Origin of the sequence: Herpetosiphon llansteffanensis (genome assembly GCF_003205875.1) — a bacterium.
Lineage (GTDB): Bacteria > Chloroflexota > Chloroflexia > Chloroflexales > Herpetosiphonaceae > Herpetosiphon > Herpetosiphon llansteffanensis.
Genome location: NZ_PUBZ01000117.1, coordinates 1 through 21,041, shown reverse-complemented (window position 1 = coordinate 21,041; position 21,041 = coordinate 1). Strand labels below are relative to the sequence as shown.

21 protein-coding genes are annotated in these 21,041 nt (G+C 47.6%); 11 read left to right on the top strand and 10 right to left on the bottom strand.

Features of this window, described 5'->3' with window-relative positions:
• Window positions 1-686 precede the first annotated feature (686 nt).
• Window positions 687-2,477 carry an ABC transporter ATP-binding protein gene (locus tag C5S61_RS18815; protein WP_110517444.1) on the top strand — a complete coding sequence of 597 codons (1,791 nt, stop codon included), beginning with the start codon at window positions 687-689 and terminating at the stop codon, window positions 2,475-2,477.
• Window positions 2,478-2,542: 65 nt separating this feature from the next.
• Window positions 2,543-4,069, top strand: a complete 1,527-nt coding sequence (locus tag C5S61_RS18810; protein WP_110517442.1) for a leucine-rich repeat domain-containing protein — start codon at window positions 2,543-2,545, stop codon at window positions 4,067-4,069.
• Between the two features lie 159 nt (window positions 4,070-4,228).
• On the opposite strand, the gene C5S61_RS18805 is transcribed toward C5S61_RS18810, so the two are convergent.
• From C5S61_RS18805 to C5S61_RS18795, 3 genes are read right to left on the bottom strand one after another with little or no spacing between them, the layout of a single operon-like run.
• Window positions 4,229-5,083 (bottom strand): response regulator, encoded by an 855-nt coding sequence (locus C5S61_RS18805; protein WP_110517440.1) that lies wholly within the window; start codon window positions 5,081-5,083, stop codon window positions 4,229-4,231.
• Between the two features lie 5 nt (window positions 5,084-5,088).
• Window positions 5,089-5,499, bottom strand: coding sequence for a response regulator (locus C5S61_RS18800; RefSeq protein WP_164689629.1), 411 nt, complete (start codon window positions 5,497-5,499; stop codon window positions 5,089-5,091).
• A 31-nt stretch (window positions 5,500-5,530) separates the two neighbouring features.
• Entirely contained in the window at window positions 5,531-6,763 is a 1,233-nt protein-coding gene (locus C5S61_RS18795) for a hybrid sensor histidine kinase/response regulator (RefSeq protein ID WP_164689627.1), read from the bottom strand.
• 724 nt (window positions 6,764-7,487) lie between these two features.
• On the opposite strand from C5S61_RS18795, the gene C5S61_RS18790 reads away from it, so the two are divergent.
• The 8 genes from C5S61_RS18790 (at window position 7,488) to C5S61_RS18755 (ending at window position 13,362) form a co-directional block, all read left to right on the top strand.
• Entirely contained in the window at window positions 7,488-8,261 is a 774-nt protein-coding gene (locus C5S61_RS18790) for an electron transfer flavoprotein subunit beta/FixA family protein (protein ID WP_110517434.1), read from the top strand.
• A gap of 149 nt (window positions 8,262-8,410) precedes the next feature.
• The gene (locus tag C5S61_RS18785) at window positions 8,411-9,388 is read left to right on the top strand and encodes an electron transfer flavoprotein subunit alpha/FixB family protein (RefSeq protein ID WP_110517433.1); all 978 of its coding nucleotides are present in this window, start codon (window positions 8,411-8,413) and stop codon (window positions 9,386-9,388) included.
• Window positions 9,389-9,644: 256 nt separating this feature from the next.
• Window positions 9,645-10,631, top strand: coding sequence for a WXG100 family type VII secretion target (locus tag C5S61_RS18780; RefSeq protein WP_110517430.1), 987 nt, complete (start codon window positions 9,645-9,647; stop codon window positions 10,629-10,631).
• A gap of 14 nt (window positions 10,632-10,645) precedes the next feature.
• Complete coding sequence (locus tag C5S61_RS18775) at window positions 10,646-11,599, top strand: hypothetical protein (RefSeq protein ID WP_110517428.1); 954 nt, start codon at window positions 10,646-10,648, stop codon at window positions 11,597-11,599.
• A 77-nt stretch (window positions 11,600-11,676) separates the two neighbouring features.
• A complete protein-coding gene (locus C5S61_RS18770; RefSeq protein WP_110517426.1) occupies window positions 11,677-11,991 on the top strand; it encodes a hypothetical protein in 315 nt (104 codons plus the stop codon).
• A gap of 16 nt (window positions 11,992-12,007) precedes the next feature.
• The gene (locus tag C5S61_RS18765) at window positions 12,008-12,553 is read left to right on the top strand and encodes a hypothetical protein (RefSeq protein WP_110517424.1); all 546 of its coding nucleotides are present in this window, start codon (window positions 12,008-12,010) and stop codon (window positions 12,551-12,553) included.
• A 48-nt stretch (window positions 12,554-12,601) separates the two neighbouring features.
• On the top strand, window positions 12,602-13,009 hold the full coding sequence (locus tag C5S61_RS18760) for a hypothetical protein (RefSeq protein WP_124033464.1): 408 nt from the start codon (window positions 12,602-12,604) through the stop codon (window positions 13,007-13,009).
• Between the two features lie 44 nt (window positions 13,010-13,053).
• Window positions 13,054-13,362 (top strand): immunity protein CdiI family protein, encoded by a 309-nt coding sequence (locus C5S61_RS18755; RefSeq protein WP_110517420.1) that lies wholly within the window; start codon window positions 13,054-13,056, stop codon window positions 13,360-13,362.
• 73 nt (window positions 13,363-13,435) lie between these two features.
• Here C5S61_RS18755 and C5S61_RS18750 read toward each other — a convergent pair whose 3' ends face one another.
• From C5S61_RS18750 to C5S61_RS18725, 6 genes are all read right to left on the bottom strand, one after another.
• On the bottom strand, window positions 13,436-13,663 hold the full coding sequence (locus tag C5S61_RS18750; RefSeq protein WP_110517418.1) for a hypothetical protein: 228 nt from the start codon (window positions 13,661-13,663) through the stop codon (window positions 13,436-13,438).
• Window positions 13,664-13,745: 82 nt separating this feature from the next.
• The gene (locus C5S61_RS18745; RefSeq protein WP_110517416.1) at window positions 13,746-14,054 is read right to left on the bottom strand and encodes a hypothetical protein; all 309 of its coding nucleotides are present in this window, start codon (window positions 14,052-14,054) and stop codon (window positions 13,746-13,748) included.
• A gap of 38 nt (window positions 14,055-14,092) precedes the next feature.
• Window positions 14,093-14,725 carry a histidine phosphatase family protein gene (locus tag C5S61_RS18740; RefSeq protein ID WP_110517414.1) on the bottom strand — a complete coding sequence of 211 codons (633 nt, stop codon included), beginning with the start codon at window positions 14,723-14,725 and terminating at the stop codon, window positions 14,093-14,095.
• A 23-nt stretch (window positions 14,726-14,748) separates the two neighbouring features.
• The gene (locus C5S61_RS18735; RefSeq protein ID WP_110517412.1) at window positions 14,749-15,750 is read right to left on the bottom strand and encodes an aminoglycoside phosphotransferase family protein; all 1,002 of its coding nucleotides are present in this window, start codon (window positions 15,748-15,750) and stop codon (window positions 14,749-14,751) included.
• 131 nt (window positions 15,751-15,881) lie between these two features.
• The gene (locus C5S61_RS18730) at window positions 15,882-17,924 is read right to left on the bottom strand and encodes a monovalent cation:proton antiporter family protein (protein ID WP_110517410.1); all 2,043 of its coding nucleotides are present in this window, start codon (window positions 17,922-17,924) and stop codon (window positions 15,882-15,884) included.
• Window positions 17,914-18,483, bottom strand: a complete 570-nt coding sequence (locus tag C5S61_RS18725) for a hypothetical protein (protein WP_110517408.1) — start codon at window positions 18,481-18,483, stop codon at window positions 17,914-17,916. The genes C5S61_RS18730 and C5S61_RS18725 overlap by 11 nt, the downstream gene beginning before the upstream one ends.
• A gap of 222 nt (window positions 18,484-18,705) precedes the next feature.
• Here C5S61_RS18725 and C5S61_RS18720 point away from each other — a divergent pair, with 222 nt between their 5' ends.
• Window positions 18,706-19,161 carry a MarR family winged helix-turn-helix transcriptional regulator gene (locus tag C5S61_RS18720; protein ID WP_110517406.1) on the top strand — a complete coding sequence of 152 codons (456 nt, stop codon included), beginning with the start codon at window positions 18,706-18,708 and terminating at the stop codon, window positions 19,159-19,161.
• Window positions 19,162-19,595: 434 nt separating this feature from the next.
• Here C5S61_RS18720 and C5S61_RS18715 read toward each other — a convergent pair whose 3' ends face one another.
• Window positions 19,596-20,801 carry a S8 family peptidase gene (locus C5S61_RS18715; RefSeq protein WP_110517404.1) on the bottom strand — a complete coding sequence of 402 codons (1,206 nt, stop codon included), beginning with the start codon at window positions 20,799-20,801 and terminating at the stop codon, window positions 19,596-19,598.
• Window positions 20,802-21,041 lie beyond the last annotated feature (240 nt).

Here is a 21,041-nt window from a genome sequence, read left to right as displayed (position 1 = left end):
GGGAAAGCAAAAACAATAGTTGGGAGTGCCCATACAGTTGCCAATGGTTTATATGTTACGATCGAGTTGGGATAACCGCGTAGGGGAATAGAGTATGGGTAGAATTGCGGTATGCGAGCCATCATAACAATAACTTCAAATACTGTCAACTTTTGGCCCAAAAAAACCGCATAGCTGCATACTACAAGTGCCTTTTAATCTTTTATTGATTACTTTAAGAAAGATTGGTAAATAAATCATTAAAAATTGGTTACTTAAACAAATCTGCCATGCACATTAAGTTATTGGGGATGGCAGTGGGCGATTAAATGTCTCATGTTAACGAATCTCCGCGTTGGCTGCCTATTCGCTGCTAAACTCAGCTACGGAGATTTAGCTTTAAATTGGAATGATGAGTGCTTGAAGTTTGCTGGTGCTCTGTAGAAGATCGCCAATCAACATCCCTAAACGAAGCTGCTCGTTCGCATCCACAATCAGGTAGCAGCCTGGTTGAGATAATTTTAACTTCCGTTTGTGTTTAGGATAGCGGTCTGCATAGGCTGCTGCATCAATCAAATGGTGGAATTTAAGCCTTTGCTCTGGCTTGCAATCTCAGTCAAATGGGCTATGCGAATTTTTACATATGCGGTAGACTAGAGCCACGCAGCGTCGCGCCGATCATCATTTTACCAGCGTAGGGTATCGCTATGCCGATGACCAATCAATCAATTGCCGCCCGCCGTTCACCAGTCGCAGCCAAATCCACCAGCCAGCATCCATTGCGGCTTTTATTCAATTTATATCGCGAAGATTGGGGCAAATTGGCGCTAGCCAGCCTGATCTATATTGTTAAGCATAGTCCAGTTTGGATTATGCCCTTAATTACCGCCGACATTATTAATATTATTTCGAGCCAAGGCCAAATTGGCTTAGGACGTTTATGGTTTGATGGCTTCTTGTTGTTAATTGTCTTGCTGCAAAATATTCCAACCCAGTATGTTTATATTCGTTTGCTGAGTTTGGCAATTCGCCGCATGGAAAGTAAATTACGTTCGATGTTGGCCCAACAACTGCAATTAATGTCGATTGGCTTTTACAATCAACGCAGCAGCGGGGTTTTGCAAGCCAAAGTGCTGCGCGATGTCGAAATCATCGAGCAATTAACGCGCAATGTATTCCAGAGTTTTCCGGCGGCACTATTAAACTTGCTGGCAGCGATTATTGTGGTGGCCTTTCGCTCGCCATGGTTTTTGGTGTTTTTTGTGGCAACTGTGCCCTTGGCGGCAGTGGTGTTGCGCACAACGCGTAATCCAATTCAATCGAGTAATAGCGCCTTTCGGCATCAAGTTGAACGCTTGGCAGCCCGTTTGAGCGAGATGATCCAGCTGATTCCTATCACGCGCGCGCATGCTGCCGAAGAAGAAGAAATGCGCAAACTCGACCGCCGTTTGGTGCAATTTCAAAATGCTGGCTTGCGGCTCGATGCAGTTAATTCGCTGTTTGGTGCAGCTTCGTGGGTCAGTTTTAACCTCTTTAATGGCCTGTGTTTGATTGTGGCGGCGTGGGCCTGCTACACTCAATTTTTGCCCTTGGCGATTGGCGATGTGGTGCTGATGACCAGCTACTTCTCAATTTTGACTGGGGCCGTGATGGAGTTGGCCAACCTTGCGCCGCAAATTACTAAAGGCTTGGAATCGGTGCAATCGGTCGGCGAAATTCTCGACAACGAGGATATTGAAGATAACGCTGGCAAGCAACATTTGGAACAGGTTGCAGGGCACTTTCAATTTCAGCATGTGCATTTCAGTTACCCCGACACCCAGCGTTCATCGTTGTATGATCTGACGCTTGAGGTGCAGCCAGGCGAAACGATTGCCTTCGTTGGCCCATCTGGCTCGGGCAAATCGACCTTGCTCAACTTGGTGATTGGCTTTTTGCAGCCAACGGCAGGCACGGTGCTGCTTGATGGTCATGATCTGCAAACGATTGATTTGCGCAGCTATCGCCGTCATATCTCGGTTGTTTCGCAAGAAACTCTGCTGTTTGATGGATCGGTGCGCGATAACATTTGCTATGGCTTGAATAATGTGAGCGAAGCGACGATTGAGCAAGCGTTGCGCGATGCAAATGCCTTAGAATTTGTGCTCGACATGCCTGATGGCCTCGATACGATTATTGGCGAGCGGGGCACGCGGCTTTCTGGTGGACAACGCCAGCGCTTAGCCATTGCCCGCGCCCTCATTCGCAACCCACGGGTGTTGATTTTGGATGAAGCCACCTCGGCGCTCGATAGCATCTCGGAAGGCCTGATTCAAGAAGCACTAGAACGCTTGATGCAAGGTCGAACAACCTTTGTGGTGGCCCACCGACTTTCGACGGTGCGCAATGCCGACCGGATTGTGGTGATTGAGCATGGCCAAATTATCGAGGTCGGCAATCACCAAAGCTTGGTTGAGCAACACGGAGCCTATGCCCAGTTGCAAGCCTTGCAAGCCTAAACAATTGCACTGCGCCCTACAATTAAGCTAATTGTGGGGCGCACAGCTTAAATGAGGGAAGGATTATGAGTGAACGTGTTTACCATAGTGAAGATTGGCCATTAGTTTTGACGACTGCCCGTGATGAACAATGGACAGGTTTATCGCTGAGTTTGTGCCCTTTAGGCTCAAGCCCTGAACTGCTGGAGCTACTAGGTCAATGCCATAGTTTACGCATACTTGATTTGTTTGAGTGTGAGTTAACCGAAGTTCCTACTGCATTGCGTCAGCTACCGCTCAATATTCTGACTCTTATGTACAATGATTTGCACCAATTACCCGATTGGCTGATTGAATTGCCACTTATTCAATTATCACTTGGCGGTTGCCCAAACGTCCAACTGCCAGCAAATTTTGACCAAAGTTCAATCGAATTTCTTGATTTAAGCTCTAACCAACTGACTGAGGTACCAGCGGTCGTTGGCCGCATGCCGAAACTCAAACATCTTTCGCTAAGTAGTAACCATTTTCAGAGCATTCCCCGCTTGATTGCCGATACTGCAATCGAACACCTTAACCTGTCTGAAAACCCGATTCGCGATTTTAGTCTATTGCCTGCTACGCGCTTGCGGGGCTTGAATCTTTGTGAGAGCGGACTTACAACACTCCCGATTGAGTTGTTGCAGCATCCTTTGGAATTGCTGGATCTGTCCCAACATAAAAACTTACATATTCCGCCATGGTTTGCAGAATTGAGTAGCCTTCGAGATTTGAATTTGTTTTACAGCGATTGTGCTGGGCGTGAGTTATATTTGCCTCCCAATCTTGCGGCAGTTTCGCTACGTCATTGCAACATAAGTTCTATTCCCCAGTCCATTCAAGCTAACCCACAATTACGCTGGCTCGATCTTAGTGGAAACAACTTTGCCGATGCTGAATTGGTGGTCAATGGCCCATGCGAATTTATCAACTTATCAGAATCACGGTTAGGGAAGCTTACTTTAGCAGATCAAGCCCTCTTAAGCCTCAAAAGCCTTGATCTGCAAATGGCAAATGTTAAGCAGGTTCGGAATTTAGCGCAATGTCGCAATTTAGACTGGTTGCGCTGTAAAGATTTCCATTTATTTGCTATGCCCACTACGCCTGAATGGCTGAAGCGTCTGCGCTATCTCTGGCTCGATGGTGACTTTTCTAACCAAGATATTCCGGCGTGGTTTTGGCAGCTTGAGCAATTGCAAGGGCTTGATTTGCAATCGCCAGATTGGACATTGCTTGACGAGAGAATTGGTCAATTGAGCGAACTTCGACATTTGCAAATCAGAGGCACACGGCTTAAACACATTCCACGCAGTTTATTGCAATTGACCAAGTTGCATACGCTGCATCTGCATCTCCAAGATCCAACCGATTTTACTTGGCTAGCAAATTTACCTGCGCTATGCGGGTTGGGTGCATATCCTTATGGTCAAAAACCACCGTTGGCGATTCAAGCCCGTGCTGCGGAAGCCAACTTTCGCTCTCATCACCACATCATGGATAAGGACGATGATGAGTTATATCCGCATGGCCATTTAGATTGGCTTGATCGCCATTTCCCTCAAAACAATGGTTAAAACCAACGGCGCAGCTACCCTAAACCTTAGGATTGCTACGCCATATGTTTCCACGCCAGTGGATTTGGTTCTTTCGATTTCGTGGGAAAGAACCTCTATTCATCGCTCAATTTTTAGTGTAAAGCGCCCAAATGGATGTAAATTGTACATTTGGGGGGATTAATTGCTGATGAACAGCCCAAATGCCACCAAAATCTGTTCAATTGTACTTTCCAGCTTGCGTCGCCCAAGTGCCTCTTGAGCGGCGATACGCTCTTGCGAAACGCCTTGTAAAATCCGATTAAGAATTTTCAGCTCAAAGGTTGAAAGCTGTGGGTTGCTCAAAAAACTGCGCATCGAGCGTTGTAATTGAATCAAGCCCCCAGCCCGCTCAAGAATTTGCTCTCGTTGCTGTTGCAAATGGCGTGGGCAGTAAATTGAATTGGTCAGCTGGCTCAATAAAACCCGTAATTCATCGAGCGACCAAGCAGCAGCGCTGGCTGGAATTGCCTGGTTTTGATAGGCCGCAATCACGGTGTGCATAATATCTAAATGTTGCTTGCGAATAATTTCAACCGCAATTTGATCAACGCCATCGATTGCTGGCGGGCTGGGATTGCCCAAATGCTGCTGTAATTGCTGAAAATGTTCAGGTCGCAAGGGCTTTTCAAACAGCTGGTAGCACCCTGCAATGCGCGCTTCCCACTCGCGATGCACCGTTTTATCGGTAGTCATGCCAAAAATTGGCACTGGTTGCAAGCGTTGTTCGTGCATAGCATGGCTCAGCCAAGTAGCCAAAACCGAGCCTTCCAAATGGCGATAGGCTGGGTCGGGCATTTTCATATCGAGCATAATGACGCAATTAAGGGTTGGTTGCTCACGATCTAACATACTGACACAATATTGCCACATTGCAAACAGACTTTTGAGCCAAACAACTTGCCAGCCACAGCGTTGCGCAATCACTTGCACAATTGTGGCATCAGTTTGGGCATCTTCGGCAAACAGCAAAATTGGCTCGGCATTGGCCAACATAACAATCAAATCTCCCAGACAGCTTCGCCAGCCAAAATGCGCTGGATCTGTAACGGAAAATATTTGGTATTAATCGGTTTGCCGATCATACCATCAAAGCCAATTTGTTGATAGACCACAACCCGTTGCGGAACAACATCTGCTGTCCAGGCAATGATTTTGGTCTGTGGCAATGCTGCACGCACGGTTTGATAGAGTTTAATTCCGCTCTCCTTGGGCATATGAATATCCAAGAGTAAAATATCTAAGCCAATATCTGCATGGGTGCTATGCCACGCAAAAAAACTACTGCCTGAGTTCCAACCGCCTTGATACTGGGCGTGCAATTGATGAATCAAACACACCCGCGCGATTTCTAGGTTTTGCGGGTTATCTTCAATCACTCCGGCAGAAATGTGGGTCGTCGATGAATACATTATTCCTCCTAAGGTGATCGCTTGCTCCTCGTTATGCGATTGTTGCTCCTTGCCGATGCTGCTGGGCGGTTGCCACAGTTTGTTGCAACAGGGTGGCCAATGTTTGCGGCCATGGCCGACTAATATGCGGCCAGCTTTCCAAGCCAAGGCTATATTCATTGTTTGGCGCGACAATCAACATTGCCTGATCAGGATTAATTGCCAAAATTTCGTTTATTAAGCTATGGGCGCTAACAAAGGCTAAAGTTGCATCAAGCACAACCAACGTTGGTTGCTCACGCTGATAGATTGCTAAGGCTTCGCGACTATCCAAGCAGCCAACAATGCTCCAATCGCTGCGCGATAATTGAGTGCCAAATTCTTCAACCGTGTTTGGATTATCATCAACGATCAACATAGCCTGCTTGCTGGCAGCTTGGGCATAGTGGCGCTGGCGTTGCTGCCACGCTGCTTTGGTTGGCAAGCACACGCGAAATTGCGTACCACGATCAATCTCGCTTTCGACCGTAATGTCGCCACCATGTAAATCGACTAGCTGCTTGGTGATGCTCATGCCCAAGCCTGTGCCTTCATATTCGCGATCATCGGCGCTTTGAATTTGACGAAACGATTCCCAGATAAATTGCTGATGTTCAAGCGCGATGCCAATGCCTGTATCGTGAATCGACAAGATAACTGCGTTTGCTGCACACTCAATGGTCACGCTAATGCGGCCAGTTTCGGTAAATTTGATTGCATTTGAGAGCAGATTGAGCACAATTTGCTTAATCGCTTTACTATCGGCCCATGCCAAATCAAGCTTATCAGCTTGTTGATAAGCAACCTCTAAACCTTTGGCTTCGGCCAAGGGCCGTACGGTTTCTAGCACTTCTTGGGTAATTGCTGCACAATCGATGTTGCCAAAGTGCAATTCAACCCGTCCAGCCTCGATTTTCGAGAGATCCAAAATGTCGTTGATCAGGTGTAACAAATGTTCACCAGCGCCGCGAACCTGATCTTGATAGCTTTTTTGTTGGCTGTTGAGCGGGCCAAACCAATCGATAAACTCGGTCATGTTAATAATGGCATTCAGCGGCGTGCGTAATTCGTGGCTCATTGTGGCCAGAAATTGCGATTTGCGCAGGTTGGCTTGCTCGGCAACGTATTGCGCCGATTTGGCTTCATGCACGCTGACGGCTAATTGGGCTGTGCGTTCAGCAACCAAATTTTGCAAATTGGCCTGAAGATGGAGTGATTGATAGAGGGCTTTTTCTAAAGAACGCACGAGGAGCCATACTAAGAAAATTACAATACTTAAGAAAAGTAAATTATAATACGTCATCGAGATAATTTCAGATTGGTAGATATAAAAAAAGATAAATACTAATAATATATTAAAAAAACCACTTAATATCATCCTAAAAGAGCCACTAATTAAGCCAACCATAATGATCGGTAATAAAAATAATATAGTATGATCGGAAATGATTCCATTTAAACGATCACCATCACCTGCTTGATAAATAACATATAAAAATCCAGTAATACTTAAGATAACCCCTTTAAATGAATAGCTTTCGGTGAAAAAGAATAACATAATTATATATAGGATTGATATTGCGATAAATTCATAATTAATTTCATTAAAGACGAAATAATTAAGCTGAATTACATATAACATTAACGCTAAGGCAATCCCACAGCAATACTTAAACGCGGTTTTGCGCAACGTGCGTACCGATTCAAAGCTATTTAAATCCATCCAAAACTCCTCATTTGTGCGCCAAAATCAACCTAAAGCTCCTTGTTTGTTCTATGTAGCTTTGGGCAGATGATGGCCTAGTATGAGTATACGCCAGCCAAATGCACGTCAATTGTACAAAATAAAAAGCGGCTGCTAGTTCAACGCAGTGCGTCATGCTCAGTCAGTCTATGGTATACTATGGCCAAAGCCACAGCGCATGCTTGTGGCAAAAGAGCCACTCAGCAAACCAACGGAGGTTTCTTGAATGCACGCAGTAGTTTGTGTTAAGCAAGTTCCTGAACAAAATAGTGTGAAAATCACTGCCGATAAGCAGATTAACACCGACGGAATCAATCCAATTATCAATTTGTTTGATGAATATGCGATTGAAGAAGCCTTGCAGTGGGCCGAAAAGAACGATGGCCAAGTGACCGTAATCAGCCTTGGCAGCGATGATGCCACTGATTCACTCAAAAAAGCCTTGGCAATGGGTGCGAACGAAGCAGTTTTGATCAACGACCCAGCCTTGGAGCATGTTGATTCGCAAAGCGCTGCCAAAGTTGTTGCTGCCGCGATCAAGAAACTCGATAATGTCAATATCGTCTTCTGTGGCAAGCAAAGCACCGACGACGAAACTGGCCAATTTGGCCCAGCGTTGGCCCGCTTCCTTGGTTGGTCACAACTGACCTATGTTTTCAAAGTGCACGAATTGAGTGAAACCAGCATTGTGGTTGATCGCGCTTTGGAAGATACCCTCGAAACCGTCGAAGCCTCGTTGCCAGTCGTCTTAACGGCGGTTAAAGATTTGAACGAGCCTCGCTACCCATCATTGTTGAAGATTCGCAAAGTCAGCAAGCAACCAATCCCAACCTGGAGTTTAGGCGACCTTGGCCTTGGCGGCAGCGATGTTGCTGGCAATGTGCAAGTTGCTGATCGCGTGCCACCACCAGCCCGCCCATCAGGCGAGATGATCAGTGGTAACGTCCAAACTCAAGTGAGCAGCTTGGTCCAAAAATTGGTTGAAAATCAAATCCTGTAAGCTGCAAGGATGAATTATGAGGGATGAATTATGAAGAAATTCCCCTTAGGATTCATCCAAAACATAATCATTATCTATTGATGCTGCGATTGAAGGAACCTATTCATCCCTTATCCTTCATCCTTCATCCTTCACAATGAGGTGTTTTCATGGCTAGTGGCGTTTGGGTCTTAATCGAACATAAAAATGGTGAAGTTGGCGCAATTTCCAAAGAATTATTGGGCAAAGGCAAAGAAATTGCCGATGCGCTTGGGCAAAGCGTTGCCGCCTTGGTGCTTGGCAGCAACACTGCCAGCTTGGTCGAGCAAGCATTTGCTGCTGGCGCAAGTAAAGCCTATGTGGTTGATGATGCCAATTTGGCCCAATATACCACCGATGGCTATGTTGCTGCTGCTAAAGCTGCAATCGAAGCCCACCAACCAGAACTGTTTTTGACTGGTTCATCGTTGCAAATGCGCGATTTCACTGGCGCATTGGCTGCTGAGTTGGGCGTAGGCTTGGCTCCTGATGTAACCAATGTGAGCGTAGAAGCAGGCCAATTGACCGCTGTTCGCCCTTCACACGGCGCAAACGTGATCAATAGCTTGAGTTTTGGCGCTGCTCGCCCAGCGATCGCTTCGGTTCGTCGCCAAGTTGGCAAGCCAATTGCTGGCGCTGGCGCTGGCGAAGTGGTGAACGTGGCGATGCCTGCGGTCACGATTCGGACTAAAGTGCGCAATGTTGAGCAACGCACGGGCGCTGTCAACTTGGCTGATGCAACCGTGATTGTTTCTGGTGGCCGTGGTCTTGGCTCACCTGAAAACTACGAAAAACTTATCCCTGAATTGGCGCGGGTCATGGGCGGCACACACGGCGCTTCACGCGCAGTTGTCGATGCTGGCTGGATCGCCTACGAGCGCCAAGTTGGCCAAACCGGCAAAACCGTTGCACCAAAATTGTATGTTGCCTGTGGTATTTCAGGCGCAATTCAGCACCTCGCTGGCATGCGCTCATCAAACACCATCGTGGCAATCAACAAAGATCCCGAAGCACCAATTTTCAAGGTAGCTACCTACGGGATTGTTGGCGATATTAACGAAATCTTGCCAGCCTTGACTGCTGAAGTTAAAGCCAAAACTGGCCGCTAATTAATTTCTAGTCATTGCAACACGCGGATCAATAGTTGATCCGCGTGTTGTTTTGTGTGCGCTACGATAGTGGCCCGCAAAGCATCAATAGTCAAAGCTGTAGATTAAGCTCCGATTAATCTAGCTAGCTGTTGAGTGTGCTATGCTAGCGAGGCACTTTTAAAGGTGACATGTCAACGATTACAATCAACCTAGAACATTGCTCCCAGTAACTCGCATGACAAGCTGATCTTTTTTATTGTTATTGGGAGGCAGGATGACGGCACCAATCGTTCAAGCTGAGTATGAGCAGCTTAAGCAAATTGAGACCAAATTTGGTCAGTTGAGAGACCGAGTTTCAAGCTTACAGCAACAATTAAACCAGTTACATCAGCAATTAGCCAGTAGCTGGCATGGAGATGCCTTTAAGGCCTTTGAGAGTGAATATACTGGCGAGGTCGTGCCAGCCTTAAAGCGGCTTGAAAACAATTTTAACGTAGCGCAAAGCGTCACTGGTGAGATTAGCAAAATCTTTCGCCAGGCTGAGGAAGAGGCTGCGGGCCTGTTTAAAGGCAAAATGGTTGCCGCTGCTGCTGCCAAGAAAGATGAAGGCAGTTGGTTAAGCAAGGCATGGAACAAGGCCAGCGATTGGGTGCATGGTGCGCTCGATGTTGTGGGCTTTATCCCTGGCTTTGGCGAAATTGCGGACGGGGTTAATGCCCTGATTTATCTAGCCGAAGGTCGCCATCTTGAGGCTGCTATCTCTGCTGCTGCGATGATTCCAATTGTTGGCGATGCAGGCAAAATTGGCAAATGGGGCGTTAAGGCTGGCAAAGAAATTGCCGAGGAAATTGCCGAAGAAGGAGCCGAACGGGCGGTTAAAGAGGTTGCTGAGGAAGTTGTCGAAGAAGGGGCGGAACGGGTTGTTAAAAATGTAGCCCAAGAAACCCTTGAAGAAACTGCCGAACGTATTCCCAATATTGCTTCGAATTTGCCTAAGAATCCTGACGATTTGCTTAAGCAAGGCTGGAAGGAAGTTTCTCATCCCAAAGCCGCAGCAAATGGTCACCGAACTTTTGAAGATCCTTCTGGTTTGACCATGCGCTTTGATAAAGGGAAACCAGGCGAACCTGGCTTTGAAGGTGTTGACCATTATCATATTGAAAATCCTCATGCAACCCATAAGAAAGTTGATAAATATTTTGATCGTAATGGTAACCCAGTTAATAATGGCTCAGGGCCATCGCATATCGTTGTTGAATAAAAATAGGAGTCAGCATGCTTATTGACCCAACTCAATATCGTTTGCATGATGGATTATTAGAAGCTATCGCCTATAATCCAGCTGATCAAACGCTCGTGCTCTCAATTGAGCTTAATTTGGCTTTAGCAGTTACCTTTGATCCAAATAACCTCGTTGATGATTTTCGCCAGACTCGTTTGATTTTTCATGGAGTTTCGGCAATTGAGCCTGCATTGCCACAATTTGCTGATGGACGAGCCGATCCTGATAGCATTTATGGTGATATTTATGAATTTAGTTGGCATCAGTCAGCGTCACCAAGTGTTACGCTGAATGCTACGATCACTGATGATTTGAATGGGACTGAAGATTTTATTTCATGTACTATTCATTATCAAACAGTTGAATGGCAAATTGATGATCCTGCTCCTGCTGAGCCAGCCAAGCCTTTTCAACCTACCGAAATCAATCAACAAGCATGGCAGCAATTCGAGCAAACGCTTGATGCCCAACGCCAGGCTGGCCATGATGTAACGCTCGATCTACAAGTGATTAACCTGCCCAATGCTGATCAACGCCCAATTATCCTCGCTGCGCGCTATCAGGTTGATGGGTTACCGTTCTATCAGGCGTTTCATTACCATAATGATGCTGTCTATGATTTAAGCGATGCCACTAGCGAGCAATTGTTGGCAGCCTTGCGTAGCACAATTGAGCAGCGAATTCCTCAGCCATGGATTAGCGCCCGCGTGGTTGCCGAAATTCCCGCAGCCGACCATGGCTTGCTCTACGGGCGATTTAGCTCGGCCAACCAACTGCGTCAGGAGCAAGGCTTTGAGGTCGATTATCAACTCTTTTTCATTCTGCGCGAGTTGCGCGAACGCTCCAAGCCCGCTTGGAACACAATCGAGCTTGTGACCAGCCCGCAACAACCACTGCACCTGACCATGAGTTTTGCTGATGGTCAGGTTGAACAAACAAGCTTCTAAATAGGCCAAACAGCAGCAAGTTAACATGACTTGCTGCTGTTTTTATAACTCGTTTGTTCAATATGACGAGGAAGTCCATGTCGATTGGGTTGCTGCTTACCGATTTAAATGAAACAACGAGCTTTTTGCCAATCGCTACTGAAGCTGTATTTACGCACGCTTGGCTGCCAATTATTAACCAAGCCAATTTAGAATGGATGCGCTTATTTCAAACAGGCTTAGCTGTTGAACAAGCAGATATAGGGTATATTTTGGCAGAAATTGATATCTTTAAGTGCCTATTAAATCCAGAAAGCCAATATTATTCATTAATGAGGCAACGAATAGCATTATTAGCCTTACAATTGCTACGCTGCCGCGATGCTGGGTTTACGCAACTTTATATTGGTTAATCGAAAGTATTATCGTATGTACTTAGCTATTCCACTACTTTATTATGAGCGTTTAGCAACTGCTATCAATTATTTTTACCTCTATCACTATTGGTTTAATTCATTTCCTGCTGAATTGCCAGATGCTATCGAAAAAACCGCAGTAGTCTTTTTTGCCGAATATCCCAACCAAGAATATTGGCGCTTTGTCTGTATTGATCAATGGCAAAATCGCGCTTGGCAACAGCCATTGAGCCATGATGTGCTCTATGATCAGCCGATCGATTACATAACCTTTGCAAAAATTTCAACCATCATGCAGCAAAGCTCATTGCTTGCGCTTGAATCCAGCGACCAAGTTTACACTACTGCAAGCGTGTATGATCGCGTTGTAGCCCAGTTTGATGGCCAAAAGCAAGATTATTGCTGGTTTGGTGGTCGCCATGCAGATGAGCGTAATCAAGCAATTGTTGATCTCTTTCATGGGCCATTCGGTTTAGAACTATATTACATTCAACAAGCACAACAATTGCAACGCCGCCGTTTGCCAATAAAAAATCGCCCACTTCGCCGATTTAAGTAGATCTTGCACACATTTGATAGATTTATGCTTGATTTTGAGGTAATTAATATGAACTATGATCCGACACTTTATTCCTTACATAATGCGTTAATTGAGGCAATTGACTATAATTCTGAACAGCAGCAATTAATTTTGCATTTAGAATATAACCTTGCTTTGGCAGTTAATTATGATCCTGATTCTCAAGATGATGATTTTCGCCAAACTCGATTAATCTTTGCTGGTGTTGCATCACTTCCTCCAGAATTAGCAAGCATTACCCAAGCTATCAATGACAAAACTGGTTGCTATGGCGATATTTTAGCATGCAACTGGGGCCACGATCATGCTTCTGCAACGCTTGAAATCCTGCTGAATTTTTTCGATCCTGCCCATAATACTGAAGAATTCATGCAAATTCTGATGCGATACCAAACTGTCGAATGGCAGATTGATCCACCGCTTGAGCAGGCTTAAATGGGCCATCAATTGCCTAACCAGCATTTCATGTGAGGTTGTTCATGCAAAAGCTTCGTTTAGCACCTGATTATTGGTGTTATCCCGTTTGGTGGAATGATGGCATTCAGTTTGGCGATATTGATCCCAATGAATTGCCGCTTAGCCCAGCGCTGATTGCCGATTTGATGGCTTGGTCGGATGCATTTGATGCGATTTATGTTGATGATGATCCGGCGAGTTCGGGCTTTGCAAGCCGCGCCGCAGAGCAGCAATTTGCCGAGCAAGGTTTGGCTTTGGCCCAACGGCTTCAAGCAGAACTCGGCGCTGAATATCAGATTGAATATACCTATCGAGTTAGAGGTCAATATTGAAGCTACCAACTGCTCAGCTTGGCTCCTTTTTAGCCCGCTGCATCGCTTCAACCCCAAACGCATTTGTATAGCGTTAGCCCGATTGGAGTGTGCTGATCAAATCGGCAAGCGCCTGATCTGGCTCAGCGAGAACCAATTGCTGGAGATAGCCTAGCGCTTCGTATTTATCAATTTGGCCATAAAGTGTGTAGTAGCTAGCGTGCAAGCTCGCGTAAATACGCTCACGCCAACGCACATCGGCAATTAATTGTTCATACAGCGGCGCTTTTAAATGCCAGGCGGCGGTAGCTGAACTTCGCATAATGCTCGTCAAAAGCGCAGAATTGGCCTCATGAGTCAAGTTATGCCAAATCGTAGCGCAATTGTTGCATAGCTCAAACCAATCAAGGTCGAACCTCTGACCAAAAAAGGGCTTGGGTTGGCAGATCAAAGTGTTGATAACGGCTCCAATTCAGCATAAGCAAGCCATAGCCCGGCAAATCTTCGTAGATCGCAAACATGAGCAAAAGCTTTTGGCTATCAGTAAGATCATTGGTTGCATCCCAAATTAAGCTATCAATTTCATGCAATATATCGGAGCTGTAAAAAAGCCCATTCGGATTATTGGTTTGTGAGCCATACCAACGGGCAGCTTCAGCTTCGATAGCATAGATCTCAGGGCTTATCTGCGCGATAATCGTTTGTTTATCCATAATCTCTCTCATAGATCGCTAGCTGGATCGGATACGCCTCAGAATACGTGTTGATTTTTGAGATGAAATTCGTCGTTATAGCGAATCAAGCGCCAAGTATTTTGGACACACTGCCATTCAGTCAACCCCGTATTGCTTGGGTCGAGCCATGTGCCAGTGCCCGGGCGTGGAATATCGAACAATTTGAGCATCGATCCAACAATAAAACCTGCGTGCGAAACCGCTACAATAGTCTGGTTGGCGTAGGTTTTGGCCAACTGATCAAGCGTTGTCTGCACCCGCTGCATAAATTCGGCCCAACTTTCGCCGCCAGCAGCAAATGCTTGATTTGGCGCTAGCGGCCCTGCAAACTCGCCATATTGTGCGCGATATGCTTTGTTAGACATTCCATCTGCTACGCCGACCAGCAGTTCGCATAAATTACCATCTTCGATCAGATCAGCCACAGCAAGCACAGGTTTGAGTAGCTCGGCTGTTTGGCGGGCACGCAACACTGGGCTAGTTAAGAGAGCAGCGCAATGATCGAGCTCACGGGTTTGCCGGAGTCGTTTCGCAAGCGTTTGAGCTTGTTGAACCCCAATTGCCGTCAAGCCAGTACAGCCATGAATATCTGCAATAATGCCTTGCTGGCTATGCTGCGATGCAGCATGGCGAATTAAAATGAGCCGCATACAAACCTTTCAGCAACCAAGAATTATGCGTTTTGCGCGACTAAATAATCTTGCAACCAGCCAGCAACATTATCTTGATAGTCTTTAGTTTGGGCTGGATCAAGGCCATCGAGCGCTTGTCGCCACGAAAACGCCCGATTGATCATGCCAAGTTGGTAGGCGAGATCGAAGGCTTGGTCAAGTTGCTTGCGCGGAGCAAATTGGGTCCATGGCTCCAAATAGGCATCGCGTAGGCGTTGCAACTCTGGGCCTTGCTCAGCAAGTTTAAGCCAATGGGCTGCCGCACGCAGGGTAACCAACATCGAAAAGAAGGGATGGCTCACGCTGCAATCGCTCCAATCGGTAAAGGTGTAGCCACGCGCTGCATAGAGCACATTATTTTCGTGAATTTCCTCGTGGGTCAGGGTTTCAGGCAAGCCAAATCCAGCCAAAGCTAGACATTGCTCTTCAACAGTGGCCTGCAAGGCTTGCAATTGCTGATGTTCGGCTGTGCTCAACCCCGATTCTTGATCGATCAACAAGTTGCGATGATCGCTCAGTAACTCAGCAAACAGCTTGGGGAAATGGGCTAAACGTCGATCAGGTAGCCCTAAATCGAGCAATGCTGGCACGCGAGCAGCAAGCTGAATTTGCAATTCGCTGTACTGTGGTAAAAGGGCATCCCAATGCGCAAGTTGGCTTGCATCCTGACCAAGTTGACGTAAGGTTGTGCCAGCGTCGGCGGAAAGTATCCAGCCTTGGTTTGGCTCGATGGCTAAAACAGGCACATTACAGGCTGGTTGCCAAGCGGCTAGGGCTTGAGTTAAGCCAGCCTCATAGCGAAAGGCTGGCGCAGGCGCTTTGAAATAAACCAAGCCTTGGTCGGTGCTGATTTGGGCAAAGGCCGACCATGGCCTTTGATGAATAAGTTCGATTGGCGCGTTGAGTTGGCGGCCATGAGCGCTGAGCTGTTGCTCAATCCAGTTGCTGATTGTGCTAAACCAGTCGGCTTGTTGCCATGGCAATTGTGTGGTTGGGGATTGCATCCAGACCTCCTTCAACAAAAGCAGTGGCTAGTGTAGGTTGGCGGCTGGCTGCCAACATCGGTCTAACGATTGGTTTGTGATCATTGAGGCAAAAAATGCCCCTCGACCGAGTTCAGTCGAGGGGAAGATAGCTATGCGCCGCTTGTCGCGAGGCGGTTCGTTGGCGGCGGATTTGTTGTTTGACTGCGGCTAATTAAGGCATCGACGGCCTGAATTTGGCTTTCATCGCCAATCACGCCCAGCGTATCGCCTGGTTCGAGGGTCAATTGCGATTCTGGATTGCTGATCAATTGCTGATCGCGGAGCACGGCAATGACCGAGGCTCCAGTTTGGGCGCGAAAGTTGAGCATGGCCAAACTTTGGCCAACCAAGCTGCTATTGGCGTTAATATTGCGCCATGCAATCTCAAAGCCACGTACGCTCTGAATCAATTGTTCGAGCACCAGATGTTCCGTTGGCACAATATTGGTGTGATATTGATCGCGGCGCACAGCATCGGTATAGCCCTGAACTTGGGTTGCTGCATAGCCCAACCGCAAGAGCGTATGGCGAATAATTTCTAAGCCACCTTCTAGTTCTGGGTGAATTACGTCCTGTGCACCTAAATCAGCGAGGCGTTCCACCCCAGAATTGGTTGCAGCACGGGCAACAATCGGCAGGTTTGGCGCAAGATCGCGGGCTGCGGCAACGACTAATTCACTAGCTGCTTCATTTGGCAAGGTCACGACCAAGGCCTTGGCTTTATCAAGTTTGGCGTGGGTCAGCACTTCCGAGTTGGCAGCATCGCCAATCAAAGTTGGAATATTTTTGGTCATAAAATCGTCGGCGCGATGATTGTCTGCTTCGACAACCACAAACGGAATCTTCAAACGCTGCAACACAGTGCCAATGTGTTCGCCGACCCGCCCATAGCCAACCACGACCACATGATCGCTTTCTGGTAATTTGGTTTTTTCAGGCTCGATTGTGGCGTGGCGTTGGAAGCGTGCCCACAGCCGTGGATAGCGCTTGAGCCATGTTTCAACATGCGGAATCGACCAGAACATCACTGGATTGAGCATAATTGAGAAGATCGCTCCGGCCAAAAGCAGCGAATATTGATCTTGGGTCAAAACACCTAAGCCAACCCCAGCTTGGCCGACAATAAACGAAAATTCACCAATTTGGCTCAACCCTGCGGCCACCACAATCATTGTGCGGCCAGATGAAGGCAAAATCAGGCCCAAGAAGAGGGTGAAGATGGCTTTGCCGAAGACGATCAATGCGGTGAGGGCGATAACTTGGCCAATATTGTTCCACACATAGATTGGATTGACCAACATCCCCACTGAAACAAAGAAAATCACTGCAAAGATTTCGCGGAAGGGCAGCACTTCATCGCCGATTTGGTGGCTCAGGTCGGATTCACCCAAGACTACGCCAGCCAAGAAGGCCCCGAGCGCCAACGAAACTTCAAAGGCTGCGGTTGCTGCAAAGGCTGTGCCAAGTGCGACCGCCACCGAGGCCAAAATAAACAACTCTCGTGAGCGTGAATGCGAAATCCAAGTTAGCAACCAAGGCAAGAAGCGCCCGCCAGCAAACAGAATCAACACAACAAAGATTGTGGTTTTGAGCAAGGCGATACCACCAGCGGCCCAAGGATTACCGCCACTGCTGCCGAAAAAGGCGGGCAGCAAGACCAAAATGAGCACGGTGGCTAAATCTTCAAGCACCAACCAGCCGACGGCGGTTTGGCCAGCGGGCGTGTTCAACTCGCCTGCATCCATCAAGCCGCGTAGCAACACCACGGTACTGGCAATCGAAAGCGCTAAGCCCATAACCAAGCCAGCGGCAGTTGACCAGCCCCACAAACGAGTTAGCCCAAAGCCTAAGCCTGTGGCCAACAGCATTTGCAGGGCTGCACCTGGAATTGCGACTTTGCGCACGGCCCATAAATCTTTAAGCGAAAAGTGGAGGCCAACCCCAAACATGAGGAAGATAACGCCAATTTCCGCAAGCTGGCTAATATCACCAACATCTCCTTTGAAGCCGGGCGTGAACGGGCCAATTAACATGCCTGCTAAAAGGTAGCCAACGATTGTTGGTAGGCCAAGCCGGCGCGCTAGCAAGCCGCCAGCAAAGGCTGCAACCAAAGCAACCGAGATATTGGTGATCAACGATATATCATGGGGCATCGGCACCTCCTGAGTGTGTTGTTGTAGCTAAAACTGTTAGAATTGGCGCTAATTTGACGAGTGTTCCGCCATCGCTTGCATTGCGCAGCGGGCAGCCTTGTTGTTCGAGTTCTTGCCGGAGTTGGACTGGATCAAGCTGGAAAAAACATGCAGCCTCGATCAGATCGACGGTGCCATTGGCCACGACCAAGCGTTTTGGTCGCCAGATTGGCACAACCCGCCGCTGAATCAGATCGCCGAGAATTAGCGTAACAACCGCGAACGGCGCTGCTTGGCTAATAATCGTTGGTAGTTGATAGGGTGGCAGCGTTGGCTCACACATGCTAATTGCCAGGGCGAGCAGCAACGGATAGAGAAAAAGATGACTTGAGCGTTTGAGTGGCTTGATGGCAATTAATAAGCCAAGGCTGATCAACTGAATTGCGATGCCAACATGGCTCCAGCGCGGGGCAAGCTCAGCAAAAAGCAACAGGATGGTTAAGCCAGCGCTCATCATAAAACACCAGCGTAGCACGCGATCGAGCAATACTAGCGGTGGCGATAACGAAGATTTAGGCATTAACACCTCCATAAAGCACACGAGCTAGCTTCACAGAGCGAAGCTGCCTGCTAGACGGGTGCTGCTTGATGAATGAGTATCTATGAGTATAATAAAGATCTTTATGATCGTTGTCAAGTTCAATCAGCTTGAAAATATTTTTTTAATAATCGAGGTTTAGCGCGAAAAATCAGGCCTGATTCTATAAATATCATCAAGTAACTTGAAGAATAAAGGGGGATTATGCAGCGGCATCATATTGATCGACTGGTCGAAGATTTATTTGTTCTCGCTCCCCAACTGCATCGCTTGGTCGATCTTGAGGTGCGACGACAGCTTGATGGCGCAACGAGCGCTGCCCAATTACGCATGTTGAATGAACTTCAGCATGGACCACAATCGTTGAGTAGTTTGGCGCGACAACAGCATGTTAGCCCGCAGGCAATTAGCGAACTGCTGCCAGCCTTGGTTGAGCGCTGTTGGATTGAGCGGATTCCGCATCCGCAAGATCGGCGGCAACAGCTTTTGCAATTAACCGCTGCTGGTTTCGCGGCGGTGCGTCAAGCCCAAACCCAAGCCCACAAGCAGCTGACGGCCCACGTCGCTGGCTTGAGCGAGGTCGAATTGAGCATTGTGGCAGCAGCCTTGCCCGCCTTGCAACGCTTGCTGGATTTGGCGAAGCGCGCTGATGAGGGATGAAGAGCAACCGAAGGATGAATTATGAAGTATGAGGGATGAAGGATGAAAGTCCCATCTTCGTGTCCCTTCGTGTCCTTCGTGGATCAAAATCTTAACGCAGCGGCGCAGAGCATAAAGGCTATCGGCTTCAGGTTATGGGCTATCGGAGATTGCTTGAACTGGCAACAATTGTTCCGATAGCCTCATGTCAAAAGCCCTTCGTGAAATTCGTGCAATTCGTGGCTAAAAAAACTTACCCTTCGCGTCCTTCGCGCTCTTCGCGGTTTCGGATTCTTTGTGGTTCCATCCTTCGTGTCCATTCGTGTCCTTCGTGGATCAAAATCTTAACGCAGAGCATAAAGGCTATCGGCTTCAGGCTATGGGCTATCGGGAATAGGTTGGAATACCAACAACCAATAGTCAATAGCCAATAGCCAATAGCCCCTAATTAATGATTACTGGACTGCTGCATAGACATTAATTCGCCCACACGACCAATAGCTGCCAGTGCCTGCGATTGGGTCGGCAGTGGCGCAAATGCGATCGCGAATTTGGGCGTTGGTGCGGTTTTGCGAGGCCAACAGACCTGCCAAACCAGAAACATGGGCGGTTGCAGTTGAAGTGCCGCTAATGGTGTTGTAGCCGCCATTGAGCCATGTTGAATAGATGCTGACTCCTGGAGCAGCAACTTTGACCCATGTGCCATAGCCCGATGATGGAGTTTTAATGTCGGTTTTGCCGCTGGCGGCCACGGGGAAACAGTTGGCATAGCCAGCGGGATAGGTTGGCGTACCACTGTTGCTGCCACCAACCGCACAGCTGAGGAATGCACCTTTGTTCCAAGCATAATCAACAGCATTTTTTAATGTGGTTGAGGCGCTACCACCAAGCCCTAAGTTGATAACTTTGGCTCCGTTGTTGGCTGCATAGGTGATGCCTTGAGCAACTGCTGCAAGCGTGCCACTGCCATTATTATTAAACACGCGAATTGGCATCAAACGGCAATTTGGGCATAAACCAGCGCCACCAGTGCTATTGTTGGTTTCGGCGGCGGCTGTGCCTGCCAAGTGCGTGCCATGGCCGTTGCCATCGGTTGCATTTGTGTCGTTATCAACAAAATCGTAGCCAGCCACAATTTTGGCATCAAGATCAGGGTGGTTGGTTTGAATGCCTGTATCAACGACCGCGATGATCACGCTGGAATTGCCTTGGGTAATGTTCCAGCCATCGTAGGCCTTGATGACACCCCAAGCCCATTGTTGGGCAATACCTGGATCGTTGGGTGTGTACAGCGGCGCATAGATGTAGTTTGGCTCGACATACTCAACCGCTGGATTATTTTTGAGTGCAGCTAAAACGCGCTCGGTTTGTTCAGGCGAGGCATTATTTTTGAGCGCTGGAAATTCGATTAATTCAAGATCAAGGCTATCGAGGTGTTGGAGTTGATCTGCTCCGAGGTTTTTGAGGGTGGTTTTGCGGTCTGCTTTGGAGAGAGAATTGTTGAACTTAATCAGATATTGGCCTGCAACGGCGGGCGCTTCTGCTGCCGCTAAATTCTCAGGTGTTTTTTCCTTCAAACGAGTCTGCCCAGCAGTTATCGTCGGGGTAGCCAAACCAAGGATACAGCCGACAACCAATGTTCGTAGCCATAGACGCTTCACATAAGCCTCCTCAACAACGAGTTGCAACACACATCCAGTACGCTTCCAACAAGGCGGTCGTACCTCTACCTGAGCAACGATGTTGACCACAACACGGCGAGGCCAATGCGATCGGCGTTTTGCTCCTTTCATTTAATTAACTATCCAACTGTATACTAGCCGATTTTAGCTCATTTGTAAAAAATGCTGGCTCTTATACACATCTCCGAGCCCACGAGACTAGCGCTCATCTAGTATTAG

Bases quoted from the DNA above. Each gene is read 5' to 3' on its own strand.
- C5S61_RS18815 (WP_110517444.1), top strand. From the start codon at position 687: ATGCCGATGACCAATCAATCAATTGCCGCCCGCCGTTCACCAGTCGCA.
- C5S61_RS18810 (WP_110517442.1), top strand. From the start codon at position 2,543: ATGAGTGAACGTGTTTACCATAGTGAAGATTGGCCATTAGTTTTGACG.
- C5S61_RS18805 (WP_110517440.1), bottom strand. From the start codon at position 5,083: ATGTTGGCCAATGCCGAGCCAATTTTGCTGTTTGCCGAAGATGCCCAA.
- C5S61_RS18800 (WP_164689629.1), bottom strand. From the start codon at position 5,499: ATGTATTCATCGACGACCCACATTTCTGCCGGAGTGATTGAAGATAAC.
- C5S61_RS18790 (WP_110517434.1), top strand. From the start codon at position 7,488: ATGCACGCAGTAGTTTGTGTTAAGCAAGTTCCTGAACAAAATAGTGTG.
- C5S61_RS18785 (WP_110517433.1), top strand. From the start codon at position 8,411: ATGGCTAGTGGCGTTTGGGTCTTAATCGAACATAAAAATGGTGAAGTT.
- C5S61_RS18780 (WP_110517430.1), top strand. From the start codon at position 9,645: ATGACGGCACCAATCGTTCAAGCTGAGTATGAGCAGCTTAAGCAAATT.
- C5S61_RS18775 (WP_110517428.1), top strand. From the start codon at position 10,646: ATGCTTATTGACCCAACTCAATATCGTTTGCATGATGGATTATTAGAA.
- C5S61_RS18770 (WP_110517426.1), top strand. From the start codon at position 11,677: ATGTCGATTGGGTTGCTGCTTACCGATTTAAATGAAACAACGAGCTTT.
- C5S61_RS18765 (WP_110517424.1), top strand. From the start codon at position 12,008: ATGTACTTAGCTATTCCACTACTTTATTATGAGCGTTTAGCAACTGCT.
- C5S61_RS18760 (WP_124033464.1), top strand. From the start codon at position 12,602: ATGAACTATGATCCGACACTTTATTCCTTACATAATGCGTTAATTGAG.
- C5S61_RS18755 (WP_110517420.1), top strand. From the start codon at position 13,054: ATGCAAAAGCTTCGTTTAGCACCTGATTATTGGTGTTATCCCGTTTGG.
- C5S61_RS18750 (WP_110517418.1), bottom strand. From the start codon at position 13,663: ATGCGAAGTTCAGCTACCGCCGCCTGGCATTTAAAAGCGCCGCTGTAT.
- C5S61_RS18745 (WP_110517416.1), bottom strand. From the start codon at position 14,054: ATGGATAAACAAACGATTATCGCGCAGATAAGCCCTGAGATCTATGCT.
- C5S61_RS18740 (WP_110517414.1), bottom strand. From the start codon at position 14,725: ATGCGGCTCATTTTAATTCGCCATGCTGCATCGCAGCATAGCCAGCAA.
- C5S61_RS18735 (WP_110517412.1), bottom strand. From the start codon at position 15,750: ATGCAATCCCCAACCACACAATTGCCATGGCAACAAGCCGACTGGTTT.
- C5S61_RS18730 (WP_110517410.1), bottom strand. From the start codon at position 17,924: ATGCCCCATGATATATCGTTGATCACCAATATCTCGGTTGCTTTGGTT.
- C5S61_RS18725 (WP_110517408.1), bottom strand. From the start codon at position 18,483: ATGCCTAAATCTTCGTTATCGCCACCGCTAGTATTGCTCGATCGCGTG.
- C5S61_RS18720 (WP_110517406.1), top strand. From the start codon at position 18,706: ATGCAGCGGCATCATATTGATCGACTGGTCGAAGATTTATTTGTTCTC.